Source organism: Paenibacillus sp. FSL H8-0332 (assembly GCF_037963835.1).
GTDB classification, from domain to species: domain Bacteria; phylum Bacillota; class Bacilli; order Paenibacillales; family Paenibacillaceae; genus Paenibacillus_AQ; species Paenibacillus_AQ rhizoplanae.
Genome location: NZ_CP150145.1, coordinates 2,102,247 through 2,119,841 on the forward strand (window position 1 = coordinate 2,102,247; position 17,595 = coordinate 2,119,841).

The 17,595-nt window shown below is 51.1% G+C and carries 16 protein-coding genes and 1 tRNA gene; 16 read left to right on the forward strand and 1 reads right to left on the reverse strand.

Annotation, left to right across the window (positions count from 1 at the left end):
• Window positions 1-85 precede the first annotated feature (85 nt).
• The 3 genes from NST43_RS09005 to NST43_RS09015 all read left to right on the forward strand — a co-directional run bounded on the left by NST43_RS09005 (window position 86) and on the right by NST43_RS09015 (window position 2,794).
• Window positions 86-1,537, forward strand: coding sequence for a DEAD/DEAH box helicase (locus tag NST43_RS09005; RefSeq protein WP_339223887.1), 1,452 nt, complete (start codon window positions 86-88; stop codon window positions 1,535-1,537).
• Window positions 1,538-1,734: 197 nt separating this feature from the next.
• Window positions 1,735-2,391 carry a type A chloramphenicol O-acetyltransferase gene (catA, locus tag NST43_RS09010; RefSeq protein ID WP_339223888.1) on the forward strand — a complete coding sequence of 219 codons (657 nt, stop codon included), beginning with the start codon at window positions 1,735-1,737 and terminating at the stop codon, window positions 2,389-2,391.
• A gap of 4 nt (window positions 2,392-2,395) precedes the next feature.
• The gene (locus tag NST43_RS09015; protein WP_339223890.1) at window positions 2,396-2,794 is read left to right on the forward strand and encodes a hypothetical protein; all 399 of its coding nucleotides are present in this window, start codon (window positions 2,396-2,398) and stop codon (window positions 2,792-2,794) included.
• 92 nt (window positions 2,795-2,886) lie between these two features.
• On the opposite strand, the gene NST43_RS09020 is transcribed toward NST43_RS09015, so the two are convergent.
• A complete protein-coding gene (locus tag NST43_RS09020; RefSeq protein ID WP_209991114.1) occupies window positions 2,887-4,602 on the reverse strand; it encodes an ABC transporter ATP-binding protein in 1,716 nt (571 codons plus the stop codon).
• A 219-nt stretch (window positions 4,603-4,821) separates the two neighbouring features.
• Between NST43_RS09020 and NST43_RS09025 the strand changes: the two genes are divergently transcribed.
• The 13 genes from NST43_RS09025 to NST43_RS09085 all read left to right on the forward strand — a co-directional run bounded on the left by NST43_RS09025 (window position 4,822) and on the right by NST43_RS09085 (window position 17,573).
• Window positions 4,822-4,926, forward strand: coding sequence for a YjcZ family sporulation protein (locus NST43_RS09025; protein WP_209991112.1), 105 nt, complete (start codon window positions 4,822-4,824; stop codon window positions 4,924-4,926).
• A 192-nt stretch (window positions 4,927-5,118) separates the two neighbouring features.
• Window positions 5,119-6,348 carry an MFS transporter gene (locus tag NST43_RS09030; RefSeq protein WP_209991110.1) on the forward strand — a complete coding sequence of 410 codons (1,230 nt, stop codon included), beginning with the start codon at window positions 5,119-5,121 and terminating at the stop codon, window positions 6,346-6,348.
• A 153-nt stretch (window positions 6,349-6,501) separates the two neighbouring features.
• On the forward strand, window positions 6,502-7,521 hold the full coding sequence (locus NST43_RS09035) for an ABC transporter substrate-binding protein (protein ID WP_209991108.1): 1,020 nt from the start codon (window positions 6,502-6,504) through the stop codon (window positions 7,519-7,521).
• A 125-nt stretch (window positions 7,522-7,646) separates the two neighbouring features.
• The gene (locus NST43_RS09040) at window positions 7,647-9,248 is read left to right on the forward strand and encodes a helix-turn-helix domain-containing protein (protein ID WP_339223892.1); all 1,602 of its coding nucleotides are present in this window, start codon (window positions 7,647-7,649) and stop codon (window positions 9,246-9,248) included.
• A 77-nt stretch (window positions 9,249-9,325) separates the two neighbouring features.
• Window positions 9,326-9,409 (forward strand) — tRNA-Leu (locus NST43_RS09045).
• Window positions 9,410-10,115: 706 nt separating this feature from the next.
• Window positions 10,116-10,361 (forward strand): phosphopantetheine-binding protein, encoded by a 246-nt coding sequence (locus NST43_RS09050; RefSeq protein ID WP_076078321.1) that lies wholly within the window; start codon window positions 10,116-10,118, stop codon window positions 10,359-10,361.
• A 13-nt stretch (window positions 10,362-10,374) separates the two neighbouring features.
• Entirely contained in the window at window positions 10,375-11,703 is a 1,329-nt protein-coding gene (locus NST43_RS09055) for a hypothetical protein (RefSeq protein ID WP_339223896.1), read from the forward strand.
• 33 nt (window positions 11,704-11,736) lie between these two features.
• Window positions 11,737-12,846: a hypothetical protein gene (locus tag NST43_RS09060; protein ID WP_339223898.1), complete on the forward strand. Its 1,110-nt coding sequence runs from the start codon at window positions 11,737-11,739 to the stop codon at window positions 12,844-12,846.
• Window positions 12,800-13,978 carry a radical SAM protein gene (locus tag NST43_RS09065; protein WP_339223900.1) on the forward strand — a complete coding sequence of 393 codons (1,179 nt, stop codon included), beginning with the start codon at window positions 12,800-12,802 and terminating at the stop codon, window positions 13,976-13,978. Before NST43_RS09060 ends, NST43_RS09065 begins: the two co-directional genes overlap by 47 nt.
• A 2-nt stretch (window positions 13,979-13,980) precedes the next feature.
• Window positions 13,981-14,868 carry a hypothetical protein gene (locus NST43_RS09070; RefSeq protein ID WP_339223902.1) on the forward strand — a complete coding sequence of 296 codons (888 nt, stop codon included), beginning with the start codon at window positions 13,981-13,983 and terminating at the stop codon, window positions 14,866-14,868.
• A complete protein-coding gene (locus NST43_RS09075) occupies window positions 14,865-15,779 on the forward strand; it encodes an FkbM family methyltransferase (protein ID WP_339223904.1) in 915 nt (304 codons plus the stop codon). The genes NST43_RS09070 and NST43_RS09075 overlap by 4 nt, the downstream gene beginning before the upstream one ends.
• Window positions 15,780-15,789: 10 nt before the next feature.
• Complete coding sequence (locus tag NST43_RS09080; RefSeq protein ID WP_339223906.1) at window positions 15,790-16,773, forward strand: ATP-binding cassette domain-containing protein; 984 nt, start codon at window positions 15,790-15,792, stop codon at window positions 16,771-16,773.
• On the forward strand, window positions 16,770-17,573 hold the full coding sequence (locus NST43_RS09085; protein ID WP_339223908.1) for an ABC-2 family transporter protein: 804 nt from the start codon (window positions 16,770-16,772) through the stop codon (window positions 17,571-17,573). Before NST43_RS09080 ends, NST43_RS09085 begins: the two co-directional genes overlap by 4 nt.
• The last annotated feature ends 22 nt before the right edge of the window (window positions 17,574-17,595 follow it).

Consider the following 17,595-nt stretch of genomic DNA (forward strand, 5'->3'; position numbering starts at 1 on the left):
ATAATGGAATAATGCGTAAGATGGATGGAACGCGGGAGACCCCGCCTGAACCGGAACAATCGGCATAGAAGAGGTAGAATATAATATGAGTGAAGTACAAGTACAGTTTAGTGATTATGGTCTGAGTGAGGAGATTACCCGTGCGCTGGAGGTTCTGAAGTACGTGGACCCTACGGAGGTGCAGCGGAAGGTGATTCCGGTGGCGCTGAAGGCGCAGGATCTGATCGTCAAGTCGCAGACCGGCAGCGGCAAAACCGCAGCATTCGCCATCCCGCTCTGCGAGCTGGCCGATTGGGCGGAGAACAAACCCCAGGCGCTGGTGCTGACACCGACCCGGGAGCTGGCCCAGCAGGTGCGGGAGGATATTACGAACATCGGGCGCTTCAAGCGGATTAAGGCGGTAGCGCTGTTCGGCAAGCAGCCTTTTGCCCCGCAGAAGATCGAGTTAACACAGAAGACGCATGTGGTTGTAGGCACGCCGGGCCGTGTCTTCGACCATATCGAGCGCGGTACGCTGAACCTGAGCCGGATACAATATCTGGTGATCGACGAAGCGGACGAGATGCTCAGCATGGGCTTCATCGAGCAGATTGAGAAGATCATCAAGCAGCTGCCCAAGGAGCGTGTAACGATGCTGTTCTCGGCAACTCTGCCGGAAGTGATCAAGAATCTGTGCCGGAAGTATATGACGGACCCGGTGGATATTGAGATTGAAGCCAGCGGAATTACGACAGCGTCGATTGAACATGCTCTGATTGAAGTTGTACAAGCGGCCAAGTTCGGGCTGCTCAGCGATCTGCTGACGGTGGAGAATCCGGATAGCTGCATTATTTTTTGCCGGACCCAGGAGCAGGTGAATGCCCTCTTCCGCGGGATGGCCGACCTCGAATATCCGGTGGACAAGATCCACGGCGGCATGGAGCAGGACGAGCGGTTTGAGGTGATGAATGCTTTTAAGCGGGGCCAGTTCCGTTATCTGATCGCCACCGACGTTGCTGCCAGAGGGATTGATATCGAGAACATCACCCATGTCATTAATTACGATATCCCGCTGGAAAAAGAGAGCTACGTCCACCGCACCGGCCGGACCGCCCGTGCCGGCAAAAGCGGCAAAGCGATCACCTTCGTTACGCCGAATGAACACAAATGGGTCAGGGAGATCGAAGGCTATATCGGCTTCAGCCTGCCAATCATGAAGGCTCCTTCGGATGATGCGGTGGCTTATGCCAAACCGGCGTTCGATCTGAAGCTGGGCAAGCAGCAGGTCCGCAAAGCCGGCAAAACCGAGGTCATGAACCAGGACATCATGAAGCTCTATTTCAACGGCGGCAAGAAAAAGAAGCTCCGCGCAGTTGATTTCGTCGGCACCATTGCCAAGCTTGAGGGCATTACGGCGGCGGACATCGGAATCATCACGATCCAGGATAACGTCACCTACGTCGATATTCTGAACGGCAAGGGATCACTTGTGTTACAGACGATGAAGGAGACAACCGTGAAGGGCAAGCTGCTGAAGTGCCATATCGCCAAAAAATAAGCCGGAGCTGCTGCTAGTGCAGCCGGGTTTCGAACGCTGTCACACTGGGCAATAAGGCCGGGGTGACAGCGTTTTTTGAAATAGTGATGTATGATACAATAATATGAACTCTTTTTAAAGGATGGGCTTCTAATGAAAAAGGCAGACAAGTCAGCCTCCTAAATTCAGTTTACACAAACATTTAGGAGGCACAACCAATGAAATTTAATCCGATTGACAGGGATAACTGGAAGAGACAAGAGATCTTTACTCATTATCTGAACCAGGGTACGACCTTTAGCCTGACAGCAGAAATTGAGATTAGCGGTTTGTACCGAAAGATAAAACAACAGGAATATAAGCTGTATCCGGCCCTTCTATTCTTACTGACCCGTGTGGTCAACTCCAATACTGCATTCAGAACGGGGTATAATAGTTCAGGGGAATTAGGGTATTGGGACAAGGTAGACCCGCTGTATACGATTGCCGACAGGGTCTCGGAATCCTTCTCGGCGATTTGGACGGCTAGCACGAAGGATTTCAAAGCGTTCCACGATTCTTACCTGTCTGATGTGGAGCATTATAAGGATTCCGGGAGATTGTTCCCCAAGACACCTATACCTGAGCATACCTTTTCTGTATCTATGATTCCGTGGACTTCCTTTACCGGATTCAACCTGAATATCAGCAATAACGGGAATTACCTTCTGCCCATTATTACCGCAGGGAAATTCACGACCACAGGCGGTTCCATATACCTGCCTCTGTCATTGCAGGTCCATCACGCTGTCTGTGACGGCTATCATGCAGGATGGTTCATGAACGAGGTCCAGGCAATGGCAGACCGTGCTGAGGAATGGATTGGTGGAGGTTGATAATTTGGCTACATTACAAGACCATTATGAGAATGATAAATCTTTGAATATGGAATTTGTCTATCGTGATGAGAGACCTGACCAGGGCTGTAGGTTTATCGTTACTAATACAGAGAATAGAAGCATAGTTGTGAGTGATGTAGGATGGACGAATTTTACATTAAGTAAATTCGTTGAAATGCTTAATCATTTCCCGATGGATGTATATAATGGTTATTTTTCGCATTATGACGAATCCTTTGAATGGACATGGACCCGACAATCTGATCCAGCGTTGTTCCTAATTACTGTTTTTACTGCGGGCAGTGAATTTTCTTACACCAGCAGTATTCAAGAGATTAAAACCTTTGGTGCTGCGATTATTGAGGAAATTAAGAGAGCACCACAATTTGAATCTAAATAAAGAAACCTTCCGGGATGCGCCCTTGGCCGCATTCCGGAAGGTTTTTCATTTGAGTCTGCCAGACTTGTTCACTCCGGCATTAATAGAAACACCTAAGCATTATACTGCGCCTGATACAGGCGGCTGTAAGTGCCTCCGGCATTGACCAGCTCCTCGTGGCGGCCCTCCTCGGAGATGCCGTCCTCGCTTACAACAACGATCCGGTCAGCGTTCTTGATCGTCGTCAGGCGGTGCGCGATGACGAGTGTAGTCCGGCCCACGGACAGGTCGGCCAGTGATTGCTGAATCGCCGCTTCCGTCTCGGTATCGAGCGCCGAGGTGGCTTCATCCAGAATCAGAATCGGCGGATTCTTCAGGAACATCCGGGCAATTGCCAGGCGCTGCTTCTGTCCGCCGGACAGCTTGACGCCGCGTTCGCCGATCACAGTGTCCATACCATTCGGCAGGCTGTTAATCAGCTCCTCCAGCCGGGCCTGACGGGCAGCCTGCCAGATCTCCGGCAGCTCTGCATCAAGCTTGCCGTAGGCAATATTCTCGCGGATCGTGCCGGAGAAGAGGAATACATCCTGCTGCACGATCCCGATCTGCTTGCGCAGCGAGCTGAGCTTCATATCGCGGATGTCGATCCCGTCGATGGAGATCGCGCCGCCGGTCACATCGTAGAACCGGGGGAGCAGGCTGCAGATGGTTGTTTTCCCCGCACCGGAAGGTCCGACGAAGGCAATCGTCTCACCGGCGTTAACGTTCAGGCTAATATCCTCCAGCACCTTGCGGTTGTCTTCATAGCCGAAGCTGACCTTGCTGAAGCTGATATCCCCGCGAAGCGGGCCAACCTCTACGGCATCCGGTTTGTCGGCGATATCCGGCTCGGTATCAATGACTTCCAGATAACGTTTGAAGCCGGCAATCCCCTTCGGATAACTCTCAATAACCGCATTGATCTTCTCAATCGGGCGGAAGAAGACATTAGACAGCAGAATGAAAGCGACAAATTCCCCGATTTCCAGCTCTCCCTTGATGAAGAACCACGCTCCGCAGACCATCACTACGATGGTGATCAGACGGGTCATCATATAGCTGACCGACGAGCTTTTGGCCATCAATTTGTACGCCATCAGCTTGGTCTCACGGAACTTCTGGTTGTCCACGGCGAATAGCTCTTTCTCGAATTCTTCATTGGCAAAAGACTGAACCACGCGGATTCCGCCGACATTATCTTCAATCCGGGCATTGAAGTTCCCGACGTTGCCGAACAGACGGTGATAGGTCTCAGTCATGCTGCGTCCGAAGTGGATAATGACCCAGGCCATAATCGGCACGATGATGAACGTGATCACGGCCAGCTGGAGATTGATATCGGCCATCAGCACAAATGCGCCGACCAGCGTCATGACGGCAATGAACACATCCTCCGGCCCGTGATGCGCGACTTCCCCGATATCGTTCAGGTCATTGGTAATTCTGCCGAGCAGATGACCTGTTTTGTTGTTGTCGAAGAACCGGAAGCTGAGCTTCTGGATATGATCGAACATTTTTTTGCGCATATTGGTTTCAATATTAATGCCCAGCATATGCCCCCAGTAGGTAACCACATAGTTCATGGCTGTATTAAGCGCATAAATCCCGAGCAGAACCACGCAGGCAATCAGAATCAGCGGCCAGTCCTGACCCGGCAGGAGATCATCAATAAATTTATTGACAGCCACCGGAAAAGCAAGCTCCAGCAGACCGGCACCCACCGCACAGGTGAAATCAAGGATAAACAGCTTCTTGTAGGGACGGTAATAGGAGAAAAAACGACGCAGCATCTCTTGTTCACTCTTTTCTGTAATATGTTATGTATCTGGTTATTGAGATTGATTCTCAACAGAACCTATGTTTAGGATACTAAAGCGGGTCACACGTTTTGTCAACGGTGAGAACATTTAAATTAGAAATATACTGGGGAATTCATTGCCATTTAACCCATACCAAGAACATTTTTAATACATATTTTAACAGAATCCAGACATAAAGGAGGAGTTAACATGAGCGAAAATATTGGGGGATACGGCGGAGCTTTCACTTCGACTGGAGCGATTCTGGTTCTGTTCATCCTGCTCGTAATCATCACTAAATCCTTCTGTCTCTAATTCTGTTTCACCTGCTGCCCTGCCGCCGGCCCTGAGACCGGCGGTTTTCTTCTGCCTAGGAGGCTGCTCCGGCAAGCGATATGGTATAATGAAATAATGCGCCTTGGTTGAAGGGCGTAATACATATAGCGGCTGTATCGCCTGACAAGCTCGTGGCTTGACAGGTGTTTTGCTGCGACCTGGAGGTACAACATGAAGCTCGGCCGTGAAAATCATAGGAAAAGCCCAGCCTTATCCTCATCTGCTGCGGATGTCCGCAGCCGCTGGATGCTCGTCACCGGAATCATCTGTGTGGCCGCCGCGCTGCGCGCCCCGTTCACCTCCGTCGGACCTCTGCTGGAGATGATCCGTGATGACCTCGGCTTATCGAATACCCTGGCCGGAGCCATCACGACCTTGCCGTTGTTGGCCTTTGCGCTTCTGTCCCCCTTCGCTCCGCAGCTTGCCCGCAGGCTGGGACTTCCCAATATCCTGATGCTGGCCATGCTGACGCTGTCGATGGGGATTCTGGTCCGTTCGGCTTCCGGGACGGTCACTTTCTTTGCGGGTACGGCAATGATCGGCCTGTCGATTGCCGTCTGCAATGTGCTGCTCCCGGGATTGATCAAGGGGAAGTTCCCGCACCGCATCGGCCTGATGACCGGAGTGTATACCGTTTCCATGAATATATGCGCAGCGGCAGCTTCCGGGGTAAGTGTTCCCTTGGCAACCTCTGCGGGTCTGGGGTGGAGGGGAACCCTGGCCCTTTGGTTTGTGATCGCTGCTCTGGCAACGATCTTCTGGATTCCGCAGATGAAGAGTCTCGGCCAGAGCAGTGCAGGCGCCGTCCGCTCTTCGGCCGTGCGGATCTGGCGCTCCCCGCTCGCTTGGCAGGTCACGCTGTTCATGGGGCTTCAGTCGTTGCTCTATTATGTTCTGATCTCCTGGTTTTCGGTGATTCTCGGTGAGCGGGGGATGACACCGGGCCATGCGGGGTGGATTCTTTCGCTGATGCAGCTGGCCCAGCTGCCGTTCACTTTCTTCGTACCGCTCTGGGCCGGACGGATGAAAAATCAACGCCTGCTGGTAGTCATTACTTTCGTTCTGTTCATCATCGGTATCCTTGGGGTCTGGCTGGGCCGCACAGAATTAATGGCGTTATGGGCCATCTGTATTGGAATAGGCGGCGGTTTTGCTTTTGGCTTGGCGATGATGTTCTTCAGCCTGCGCACCCGGACAGTGCAGGAAGCAAGCGAGCTGTCAGGCATGGCCCAGTCAGCCGGATATTTGCTGGCAGCGGCGGGACCCGCATTGTTCGGCCTGCTGCATGATGCTGCGGGCAGCTGGAATGCACCGCTGGCGCTGCTTGCGGGAGCATGCGTGCTGCTGTTCGTGGCCGGCATGGGGGCGGGACGCGACAGATATGTGGGAGACCGGTTGTGAACGAGGGGCCCCGTCAGCTTGACGGGGCCCACTATACGTTTGTATAAGATTTTTGCAGAGAAAGTGCATTGAAAGCTGGTCAGAACATGCTACGATGTGATTAAGTCATTGAGAATGATAATCAATGAAATTAGACACAGGAGTGAAGCGGAAATGACAAGCTGGGGTCGGAAATGTATTGGGACAGTCGTACTTATAGTGGCAATGTCAGCTGTAGTGGCTTGCGGAAATAATAAGGCTGCGGACGGCAACGCCGTGCAGACAGGGAATAAGACGGAGCAGGCGGCAGCAGCCAGTGCAGCTCCTGCGGAGACTGGGAAGAAGCCATCCTCAGAAGGGGCAACCCGTACGATTGCCGGGGAATTCGGCGAGGTCGAAATTCCCGTGAACCCCCAGCGGGTGGCAGCGATCTATCTGGAAGACTATCTGAAGGCACTGGGCGTTACTCCGGTGGTGCAGTGGTACCATCCAAGCTGGGGCAAGCAGGATTATCTGAATCTGGATGTGCCTGAATTTGATATCAGCGGCAGTATAGAAGCGCTTCTGGACAAGAATCCGGATCTGATCATTGCCGATGGCGGTGTGGATGCCGCTAAGTATGAGCAGTATTCCCTGGTCGCCCCAACCTACCGCCTGCCGGAGAGCGTATTGCAGGATTCAAGGCTAATCCTTACAGCGGTCGCAGACGCGCTGGGTATTCCTGAGAAGGGAAAGGCTGTACTGGCCGAATATGACCAGAAGGTGGCAGATGGAAAGGCCGCGCTGCAGCAGGCACTGGGACAGGAGAAGGTGGCTGTGATCCGGCTTAATGTGGCGGACAAAACCGTTGCTCTTTTTGGAGTCAAAAACCGCTTTACCGGTGTACTCTATAATCAATTCGGTCTGACACCTGTTCCCATGGCTGCTGAGATGACGGAATTCCAGTCGATTATCTCAGAAGAAGTAATCCCGGAGCTTCAAGCGGATCATATTATTGTATTCCCTGACAACGGGGAGTGGGATACTGCGGCCAACCAGGAGGCGATTCGGATTCTCGATGGCCCATTGTGGAAGAACCTGCCTGCGGTGAAGAACGGAAACATCTACAGAATGGAGCGTTCCCACTGGCAGTCCGGTGCCATTACGGCCAATTTGATGAAGCTGGATGATCTGTTGAAGGCCTTCGTGAAATAGTATTCCGTACAAGCTGCTGTTTATAGGGTAAAAGCGAAAAGAGGATCTATCAGCAGGTTGATAGATCCTCTTTTTTGTTTTACACTTAGAACTGATGATAATGATTCTCAATCAGGAGGGGTAGAATGGCGGAACATATGCAGGCAAGCACCGGAAGAACGCTGCTCTACAGCTTGATTAACATAGAAGAGGTTACCCGGTCACCCGGGGGAAATGAACCGGTCGCTGTATATCAAGAGCATGTATTAATCATTGTGTCGGCAGGAGCGGGCTGGCTCAAGGCAGATCATTGGCGTTATCCTTTGGAGAAAGGTGCCGGATTTCTGATCGAAGCCGGGTTGGTAAACAGAATCCAGGCCGGAGAGCAGGGGATCAGCTTTTACCAGCTCTCCTTTGAAGTCATCCGCAGAGGACACAGCAATCATGGCGGATTGGACAAGCTGTCTGGAGAGGGCCTGCTCGTGCCGGGACTTCTTAACTGCAGGCCCTACTCACAGTGTGCCCTGCTGCTGGATTCCATATATTATAGCTGCCGGCGCCCGGAGGATATGGAATGGTTTGCGGCCCAGACCCGTTTTCAGGAGCTGCTGCTGCTGATTATACGGGCGAATTCCCCGGCGATGAAGACCAAGGATGACCGCGAGGCGGTAGAGCGTTCGATCCGTTATATGGAGGAGCATTTCAGTGAGGCCTTATCCGTCGAACAGCTGGCGGAGATTGCCGGGATTGGCCGTGTGCGTTATACGCAGCTGTTCAAAGAAATTACCGGCCAGATTCCCCTGGAGCACTTGAACAGTCTGCGGATTGAGCAGGCGCAGCAGCAATTGCTGCTGACCGGGGACCGTCTACATGAGGTTGCACTGGCTGCCGGGTACAGCAACGAATACTATTTCAACCGGAGGTTCAAGGCAACGGTTGGGGTCACTCCGGGTCAATACAGAAGTCTTCATCAGGAAGGAGTCCGTGTATTTGCGCCATTTCTGGAGGATTACCTGGTGGCCTTAGGGGTAATGCCAGTGGCGCAGTATTGTCATGCCCAGTGGGGCAAGCAGGAGTACCTGGGTCTCGATCAGGTTCCGGCGTTTGATATTTCGGGCGGAGACTGGCAGGGGCTCACCCGGTATAGACCGGACCTGATTATGCTGGATGACGGCTTCCAGCGCTGGCAACTGGGAGAATGCCGCCAGGTGGCTCCATTGTTCCGGCTGCCGTTCCATCAGGAGGACTGGCGGGCCACATTGCGCTCGGCGGCAGCGGTCTTCGGCAGGACCGGCCGTGTGCAGGAGGTCATCAGCGATTATGAGCAGCTGGCCCGGCAGGCCAAACGTCAGCTCAGCCGCAGCATCCGGGGACAGACGGTGGCACTGCTGCGGATTTCTGCCCATGGCGTTGCCCTGTATGGCAGTGAGAATCTGGGATACTCCGCCCATGTTCTGCACGAGGATCTGGGGCTGCAGCGGCATCCCGCCGTCCAGCATCTTACCCGGGGACAGAAGCGGGTCAATCTGACCCATGACGAGCTTGCAGGCTTGACCGCAGATCATTTGTTCATTACGTTTGACCTTCAGGAAGGGGAGAGCCGGGAACTGCTGGAGACACAGCTCTGGAGAAGTCTGCCTGCTGTACGCAACCACTGTGTGTACGAGGTCGATTTCATGGCCTGGATGAATTACGGTGTCCTGTCGCATCAGCGGAAGATTGCGGATGTGCTGAAGGTACTGGCTTGAAAATTAAAGCTTGCAATTCCGCTCCAAAGAGAGTATATTCTTAATTACGGTGATTGAATCACTGCAATACATAATATGCGGTCATGGCGGAATTGGCAGACGCGCTGGCTTCAGGTGCCAGTGATAGCAATATCGTGGAGGTTCGAGTCCTCTTGACCGCATCATATTTTACAATACAGGTTCTTGCTTGGCATTTATGCCGCAGGGACCTGTTTTTCTTTTGTTGTGGATGAGTGCTCTTTAATTGCTTCTTGAATGTATGCGGAAAACAGCATACATTTGCTGGTACGCAGGCGTGTGGCCCGAATGTATGTGGAAAACAGCATACATTGTGCCGGCACGCAGGCATGTGGCTCGAATGTATGAGGAAAACAGCATACATTGTGCCGGCACGCAGGCATGTGACTCGAATGTATGAGGAAAACAACATACATTGTGCCGGCACGCAGGCATGTGGCTCGAATGTATGAGGAAAACAGCATACATTTTGTTTATTTCTTTAGTGCTTTTTATGTATTTTAAAGCCTGTAGTTCGTTCCCCCGCTTAAACAGCGGAGAGGACGGAACGAATGTGGAAAAGCGGCAGCGGTCGCCTTGGTCTCCGGATTTTCACCGCTAAGGGGAATTCAAAAAATCTGGAGACCACAGCGATTGGAACATCGGTCCGTTCGCGGAGCGTCCACCCATGCTCCCACCCAAGTGTCCAAGCTGATCTACTCAAACTGAACCTCTCAGCTCTGATCAATTCCAATAAAAATCCTATACAAATCATAAAAATGTGAGTTAGAAGCCGGAACTCTGAGGTTGTATCATAACTAGTAAGCAATGCTGCTTATTTAAAATTCATGATGCGAGGAGAACGGTGATATGCAGGATACCATTGTGCGGATCTTGAGTGAAATTAAGAACAATCCAGAGCTGTTGCTCACTGCCACTGAAGCCACCGATATTGTGAATGAGGTAGGTCTGGATTCCCTGCAGATGATTAATTTCATTCTCCGGATCGAAGACGAATTTGAAATTGAATTTGATTTTGATCACTTTGCCTATGAGGATTTCCAGTCGATCGGGGATTTCATGGGGTTCATCACAGCCACGCAAACCGCTTCTTAAGGAGGCTTCATGGATGAAGTCAACCGTGGTTCTAGGTACCTTTGATTCCGAGGCGTGGTGGCGGAGTCCGCATGGATCTATGCTTCCTTCAATGAACAGCAGCCAAGCTGTGACGATGGGCATGGATGAATTGTTGTTTCCGTTATGCAAGGAGCAGGATATTCTGTTCACCCGGCAGCCCATGGACGAGCATCTTAGAAGCTATTTATCGCGGCTCGGCTATACCTTCACCCCTATTCATTGCAGAAATCCCGTTCATGCGGATGACTACAGGCTGCATGTGTTTGATCTTCTAATGGCTGATGCAGGCTACTACCAGCAGCTGCTCCCGCAAGATGCTATAGTCTCTCCCTATTCTATTCTTTCTGATGCCAATGAGGTAGTACGCAGGTTCAGTTTTGGTAATCATTTTCCCTCCTTAGATACAGTTCGAGCAGTAAATTCAAAGACCTATTCTCATGAACTAAGACAAAGATTGGGCATTCGCAATAGTTCCTCGATAGCGGAAAGTGCTGAGGAACTGCTGACCTATGGCCTTCTGCTGCTACGGACCGGACAAGTGCTGGTGAAGGACCCGCTGGGTGTCTCAGGCAAAGGCAATATGTTAATTTCAAGCGAGAGAATGCTGAAGAGAATTGCCGCCTATCTGCTAGAGCAAGAGAGTAAGGGCAAACAAACACAGTTCATTATCGAACCCCTGCTTGATAAAACGGAGGATTTCTCCTGTCAGCTGTTCATTACAGAGCAGGGGGATGTGCAGTACATCTCTGTTCAACAAATGGTAAACGAATCCTTCTCCTATTCAGGCTCTTATCCCGCCGATCCCGGGTTCATTGAGATGCTCTGGAAAAACAATTATTTCAGCATCATGGAAGAAGCCTGCAAGGACTTGTTCGAGACAGGCTATCACGGCGAGGTATGTATAGATTCCATGCTGCTGGCAAGCGGTGAGCTGGTGCCCATCGTTGAGATTAATGCCAGAAAGTCCATGGGGCTGATTAATCATCATCTCAATAACGATTTACAGCAGTATTCCTTGTCCAGCTTTTTGACCTTTATCCCGGCAGGCTGCGCTGCGGAAGTGACCATGCTGCACGTACTGGAGGTTCTCCAAGCCAACGAATTGTTGTTTACGCAAGAGAACAGGCAAGGAATTATACCGCTGGGTGCAAACACGCTGTTCGGCTCCGGCAATACCGCATTTGCTGACGCGGAGTCTGAATGGAGGAAGGGGAAGCTTTATGTAGCTGCTCCCTATGCCTCTGATGTGAGTGAAGCATTCACGCTAATCCAGCGGGTGAAGGACGTCTTGAAGTCTCTAACCATTAAGGTTTATAACTGACCAGTCTTGATCGTAAAAAGAGGGAGCTGACAAATGATTACCATTTTATGCTCATCTGTCGCATTGGGAGTCTATACGCCCGCAGTCCTGTTACGTGACGAGCTAAGCAGGTCATATGAGGCCGATCTGGAAGTGCTGGAGAGCCTGTATCCGCCCGAAACGAGACTGAAATTAATCGAAAATAAGAAGGTTTTCTCTACCAGGTTTGATGTAGCCAAGCTGGGTCACAGAATGATTAGGGATATCACACCGAATCTGGACCCGCAGCTGGTAACCCGGCTTTTAGGCAAGTGGGCAGAAGAGAACCGGAGGGTGTTTATGGTTTTCTCGGGATTCTGGATGCCCGTTCTGGAAGAGTACGCGAAGAGTTACCGCAAGGATGTGCATGTCGAGCTGATTCATATGGACGCGGTCATATCTCCATCGTGGAAGCTGTATTCCAACAGTATCCGGAATGATCTGTTTACGGTGAACGATGTCTGGTTTTTTGACGGGGCGGCTGGGCGGGTGAATTACAGTATTTCCATGGGTCATGCTGCCCCTAAAGACTATAAGGAACGTGACAACCGGTTCGTCATCCATGGCGGCGGCTGGGGAATGGGGACCTACAAGGAGACGGCAGCAGAGCTGAATCACTCCCTGGATTTGAACATCGTCATTCATGAGTTGACGGATGATCAGGCTTATGGACCCGACCACCGTTACTACATGGTGAAGCCGGGCTGGTCGCCCTGGATGAAGAACGACGAGAATGAATATACCCTGCCGCCATTCGGTGAAGTTATCAATCATTGTTTTAGCGAGGATACCGGGGTGAAGCATAGCTTCTATCAGCTGATCTGTAACTCGAAGGCTATTATCAGCAAGCCGGGGGGAGGAACCCTGCTGGATTCGCTGGAATCCTTCACGCCGGTTATTTTCCTGGAGCCGCTGGGTGAGCATGAAGCCTGCAACGCGGAGCTATGGGAGCGGCTGGGTTTTGGCATAAGGGATGAGCACTGGATGAGTATGGGGTGTCCGCTTGAGGTGCTGGAGACATGCAGTGAGAACCTCAAAAGCTATAAAACTCAAGTATTACATTACGGGAGGTGTTTTGATGAGACAGCCGCAAACATCCGTAGTTCTGGACCGGGATTCCTTTGAGCGCCTGAAAAAAACCATTAAACATATGTCGGTCACGCATAAGCAGGTTCATCTCAATCCTGCGTATTCCACGAATCTTCCGGTCGAGGTCGGGCTTAAATTAACCAATGGCTGTAATCTGCGCTGCAAGCATTGCTTTGAATGGAACGCTGAGGGGTACCACCGGGATTTGGGCAGAGCCGAGCAACGGGAAGAGCTTGATTTCGCTGTGATTGAAAAAGTGTTCCGGCAAACCAAAGAAACGAACGCCAATATGTTCCTTTGGGGAGGAGAACCTCTGTATTACAGCCGGTTCAATGAGCTGGCCGACCTGCTGGAGCAGGACCCCAGATGGACGGTGTTATGTACCAACGGTATTCAAATCATCGAGAAGCTGGATTCCATCCTCAAAATGTCCAAAAGTCTGGTCTGTCTGATCAGCCTGGAAGGCTTCGAAGCGGAGAATGATGCGATCCGGGGAAAAGGCACCTTCAAGAAGGTGATGGCGGGCATTGATAAGCTGCTGGAGCTGGAGAAGGAGGGTATCTACCAGGGGAAAATCTCCATCCATCTGACGATCAGCGATGTCATGATTGATAAGCTGTATGATTTTGTGGAGTTTTTTGAGAATAAGGGAATTGACTCGGTGTATATTACTTTCCCGTGGTATTTGCCGGATGAGGTATCGAGCAATATGGACCGCTATTTCAACGAGCATTTCAAGTGGCTGGCGGATGACCTGGAGGAAGGGCACCGCAATAGCTGGCATTCGTTCAAATATCGCATCTCGCCTGAAAGGATTGATTCGCTGCTTGCGCAGATGGAGAGGATTAACCAGCGAACCTGGAATTTAAGAACACGTTATCAGCCAGCGCTTGAACTACATGAGGTACGGGACTTTGTACTCGGTTCAGAGAAGCCTGCCCAGAATAAAACGCAATGCCTGTCGATCCGCACCAGACTGGATGTGCTGGCTGACGGTGAAGTCAGTGCCTGCAAGTTGTTTCCGGAGTTCTCCCTGGGGAATCTGGCGGATCAGGATCTTAAAGATATTTGGGACGGCGATAATTTCGAAAGGGTCCGGGAAACCCTGAAATGCGGCCTGATGCCGGTATGCTCCAAATGCATTCTGCTGTATCTTCACGGAAAATAAGAATGGAGGCTATCACGAAGAATTCCGCTGTGAGCCGCAAACTGCTGGATTGGACGGTTCCCTTTGGTCCTTATGATTGTTTGTTGAATGCGGTTACATTATGGCTGTCTGTTCATCATGCCGATCTGAATCCGCTGTACAGGTATAATTTCACCATTAATTATTATGCAGGCTATGACTGGTTCGACAGTACGGTGCCGGTGAAGGAGCTGTTCAGCTTCATCCGGCACGCTTATGGGGTTGAAGAGAAGCCTTGCCGTTTAGACTCGGTGGATCGCGGAGAGATGTATCTGCTGCCGGTGGATGCCTATTATGTGCCTTACATGAAGGAATTCTACGGGAAGGGCCATATGCTGCATTATGTGCTGGCTGAAGCGGCAGACGATCAGAGCCTGAGAGTTACAGATCCTTATTTCGCAACAAGCCTATTGGCAGACCGGACTTGGGTGGAGCAGGCTTGGCGCACCTTCAGCGAACCGGTTATGGAAATCAGCCCGCCCCTCAGCCTGAATCCTGACTTGAACTCTATCCGGCCTTATCTAACTACACAGCCATATGCAGAGCTGCTCCCCGTCACCTTTGCCCGGATTTCGGAACGGATCATGGATGTTGGAGCTTACAGGGGGCCGGAGAATGTAATGGAACATCCGGTGTTCAAACAACAGTTCGGCTGCATCCGCACGATTGCTCTATCGCGGTTAAGGCATTTCGGCACCTGCAGTACGATGGATGTTGCTCACCTCGGATCAGCCTGGAGGAAGCTTGAAGTGAGCTTTATGAAGATGACTATAAGCGTGGACAGAGGGGTAACGGCTACCGTGAAGCAGCTGAAGCAGCTTGCGGAGGATGAGCTGGCTTATTTACATTCCTATGCAACAGGAGGCCGATGATGCCGGAAGAAACCAGGTACGAGCAGATCCAGCGGATGTTCTGGGAGAAGAGGGTCGAGGCGGTCCAATTGCTTAGACGGGCGCTTAAAGAGCAGGTGGAGCAGATTGAAATTCATCAAGCGGAGACCCGGATCAGGCTGACGGACGGGAGACGGTTTATGTGGGATGCCGGGCACTTGAACAGTCTTGGTTTTCTCATGCGGGATGGATTTGTGGAGCGCGAAGAGAGCCGGTTATTGTCCGTACTGATTCGTGAAGGATTTGAAGTACTGGATATCGGGGCGAATTATGGGTGGTATTCCACGCTATTCGCACAAGCGGTAGGGCAGAGCGGCAGGGTTCATAGCTTCGAGCCGGTAAGCCCCACCTTCGCTGAACTGTCAAGAAACATCCAATTAAACAACCTGCAGAATGTAATTCTCAATCAGGTTGCGCTGTCTGACTATAACGGGGAAGCAGATATCTATCTGCCTGTACGAAGCGGATCTGAGGATGCTGCGTTAATCATTGACCCGGCCTTACAGCATGAGACCTACCGTTGCCGGGTGCAAACGCTGGATACGTACATTGAGCAGCAGCAGATCAGCCATATTGACCTGATTAAAATAGACATTGAAGGCGGCGAATTAAAAGCATTAAAGGGAATGGAGCAGTATTTGGAGCAGCATGATGAGAAGCCCCTGCTCATGCTGGAAGCGACGGAGGTTTTGGCTTTGCGGTTCGGTAATTCGATCAGTGATCTCTTCCGGTTTTTGAAGGGATATCAGTATCAGCTCTTTCAACTGGCCGCAGAGGAGCTTGTTGAGCTGGATAGCACTGCGGAGCTTACGGCACAGAATATATTTGGCCTGCAGCCGGAGCATATCCGGAGGTACAGCCCGTTCATCAGATTGATAACCATTGCAAAGTAGGGATGCCGGTATGGTCATTCATGTAGATCAATTGAGCAAGTCCTTTGACTACTACAAAAAAGAAACGGGAATCCGAAACTCCGTCAAGAATCTGTTCCACAGGGAGAAATTAACCAAGGATGCCGTGAACCAGGTCTCGTTTGATATTCATGAAGGGGAGATGGTTGCGTTTCTGGGTCCGAACGGAGCAGGCAAAACCACCACTTTGAAAATGCTCTCCGGCATCCTGTATCCGAGCGGCGGCAGTGCGGAGGTGCTGGGCTACACGCCCTGGGACAGGAAAAATGACTTCAAGAAGCAATTTTCCATTGTTATGGGCCAGAAAAACCAGCTATGGCTGGATTTGCCGGCAAGCGATTCCCTTTACTTAAACAAATGTATTTATGAAATCAGCGATCAGAAGTATAAGGATACACTTGACGAGTTAGTGACGCTGATGGATGTGAAGCACCTGCTGCATGTACAGGTCCGAAGGCTGTCCCTGGGTGAGCGGATGAAGATGGAGCTGATCGCTGCTTTGCTGCACCGGCCCCGGATTATTTTCCTGGATGAGCCGACGATTGGCCTGGATCTGGTGTCACAGAAGAACATCCGCGAGTTCCTCAAGGCTTATAATCATGAATTCCGCACAACCCTGCTGCTTACGAGCCACTATATGAAGGATATTGAAGACCTGTGTAAGCGGACCATCGTGATCAATCAGGGCAAGCTGGTGTATGACGGGGAGATCCGCAAGATCAACGAGGTCATGAATGAGAAAAAACGGATGAAGCTGACCTTCTCGGCCATCGTCGAGCGGAAGGATCTGGCCGTTATGGGTTCTATCAAAGAATATAGCGGACATGAGGTCATTCTCGAAGTGGAGCGTACGAAGTTCAAGGAGTATTCCAGAATGGCCATGGATCACTTTCCCGTCATTGATCTGAATCTGGAGGATATTCCCCTGGAGGAAGCCATTGCACGTTTATATGAACAGCCGGAGCCGCAGGGATGAACAATAAATTTGCCGTCAGCTTCTCGCTGGGAATCCAGAACTCCATGGAATACCGCTTCAACTTTTTTATGGGCTTTGCCAGTCTCTTTTTCCCGATCTTCATTCAGCTCTTCCTGTGGAAGGCGGTCTACAGCCATGCCTCCAATATGAACTTATATGGCTATACCTACCGCCAGATGATCGTCTATACCATCGTAGCTGCCCTGATCTCGCGGCTGGTGGCTACGGGTCTGGAATATGACATTAACCATGATATCAAGAGCGGGGGGCTCAATAAATATCTGGTGCGGCCGATCGGTTATTTTCCTTATAAAATATGTGTCTACCTTGGCGGGAAGGTCCTCTCGTTTGCCATTACGTTAATCCTGCTGCTGGGCGTGGTACTGTTCATGGTTTATTACTTCAAGGCGCCAATCAGCGTATCGCGTATCCTGGTTTTTGGTGTCGTGCTTATACTGGCGGTTGTGCTTAATTTCATGATCTCCTTCTCGGTCAGCGCGATTGCCTTCTGGTTAACCGATGTCTCTTATTTTTTTCATGTTACAGCGTTATTAATTCAGATTTTTAGCGGCGGGATCTTCCCGCTCGATATTTTTGGGGCGACATGGCTGGCCGTCTTCGACTACCTGCCGTTCAAGTATACGATCTACATGCCGGTGAATGTAATCAACGGCAAGCTGACCCTGCTTCAGGCGCTGCACGTAATCGAACTGCAACTGCTATGGATTGGCCTCCTTCTGTTGCTTACGCGCTATATTTGGACAGTGGCGATCAAGAAATATATTGCCGTAGGGGGTTAAGGGAACCCGATGCTCAGATCAC

What these genes read in the sequence shown, in the direction of transcription:
- NST43_RS09005 (WP_339223887.1), top strand. Translation starts at nt 86, where the DNA reads ATGAGTGAAGTACAAGTACAGTTTAGTGATTATGGTCTGAGTGAGGAG.
- NST43_RS09050 (WP_076078321.1), top strand. Translation starts at nt 10,116, where the DNA reads ATGCAGGATACCATTGTGCGGATCTTGAGTGAAATTAAGAACAATCCA.
- NST43_RS09070 (WP_339223902.1), top strand. Translation starts at nt 13,981, where the DNA reads ATGGAGGCTATCACGAAGAATTCCGCTGTGAGCCGCAAACTGCTGGAT.
- catA (WP_339223888.1), top strand. Translation starts at nt 1,735, where the DNA reads ATGAAATTTAATCCGATTGACAGGGATAACTGGAAGAGACAAGAGATC.
- NST43_RS09075 (WP_339223904.1), top strand. Translation starts at nt 14,865, where the DNA reads ATGATGCCGGAAGAAACCAGGTACGAGCAGATCCAGCGGATGTTCTGG.
- NST43_RS09080 (WP_339223906.1), top strand. Translation starts at nt 15,790, where the DNA reads ATGGTCATTCATGTAGATCAATTGAGCAAGTCCTTTGACTACTACAAA.
- NST43_RS09025 (WP_209991112.1), top strand. Translation starts at nt 4,822, where the DNA reads ATGAGCGAAAATATTGGGGGATACGGCGGAGCTTTCACTTCGACTGGA.
- NST43_RS09040 (WP_339223892.1), top strand. Translation starts at nt 7,647, where the DNA reads ATGGCGGAACATATGCAGGCAAGCACCGGAAGAACGCTGCTCTACAGC.
- NST43_RS09030 (WP_209991110.1), top strand. Translation starts at nt 5,119, where the DNA reads ATGAAGCTCGGCCGTGAAAATCATAGGAAAAGCCCAGCCTTATCCTCA.
- NST43_RS09035 (WP_209991108.1), top strand. Translation starts at nt 6,502, where the DNA reads ATGACAAGCTGGGGTCGGAAATGTATTGGGACAGTCGTACTTATAGTG.
- NST43_RS09065 (WP_339223900.1), top strand. Translation starts at nt 12,800, where the DNA reads ATGAGACAGCCGCAAACATCCGTAGTTCTGGACCGGGATTCCTTTGAG.
- NST43_RS09020 (WP_209991114.1), bottom strand. Translation starts at nt 4,602, where the DNA reads ATGCTGCGTCGTTTTTTCTCCTATTACCGTCCCTACAAGAAGCTGTTT.
- NST43_RS09060 (WP_339223898.1), top strand. Translation starts at nt 11,737, where the DNA reads ATGATTACCATTTTATGCTCATCTGTCGCATTGGGAGTCTATACGCCC.
- NST43_RS09055 (WP_339223896.1), top strand. Translation starts at nt 10,375, where the DNA reads ATGAAGTCAACCGTGGTTCTAGGTACCTTTGATTCCGAGGCGTGGTGG.
- NST43_RS09085 (WP_339223908.1), top strand. Translation starts at nt 16,770, where the DNA reads ATGAACAATAAATTTGCCGTCAGCTTCTCGCTGGGAATCCAGAACTCC.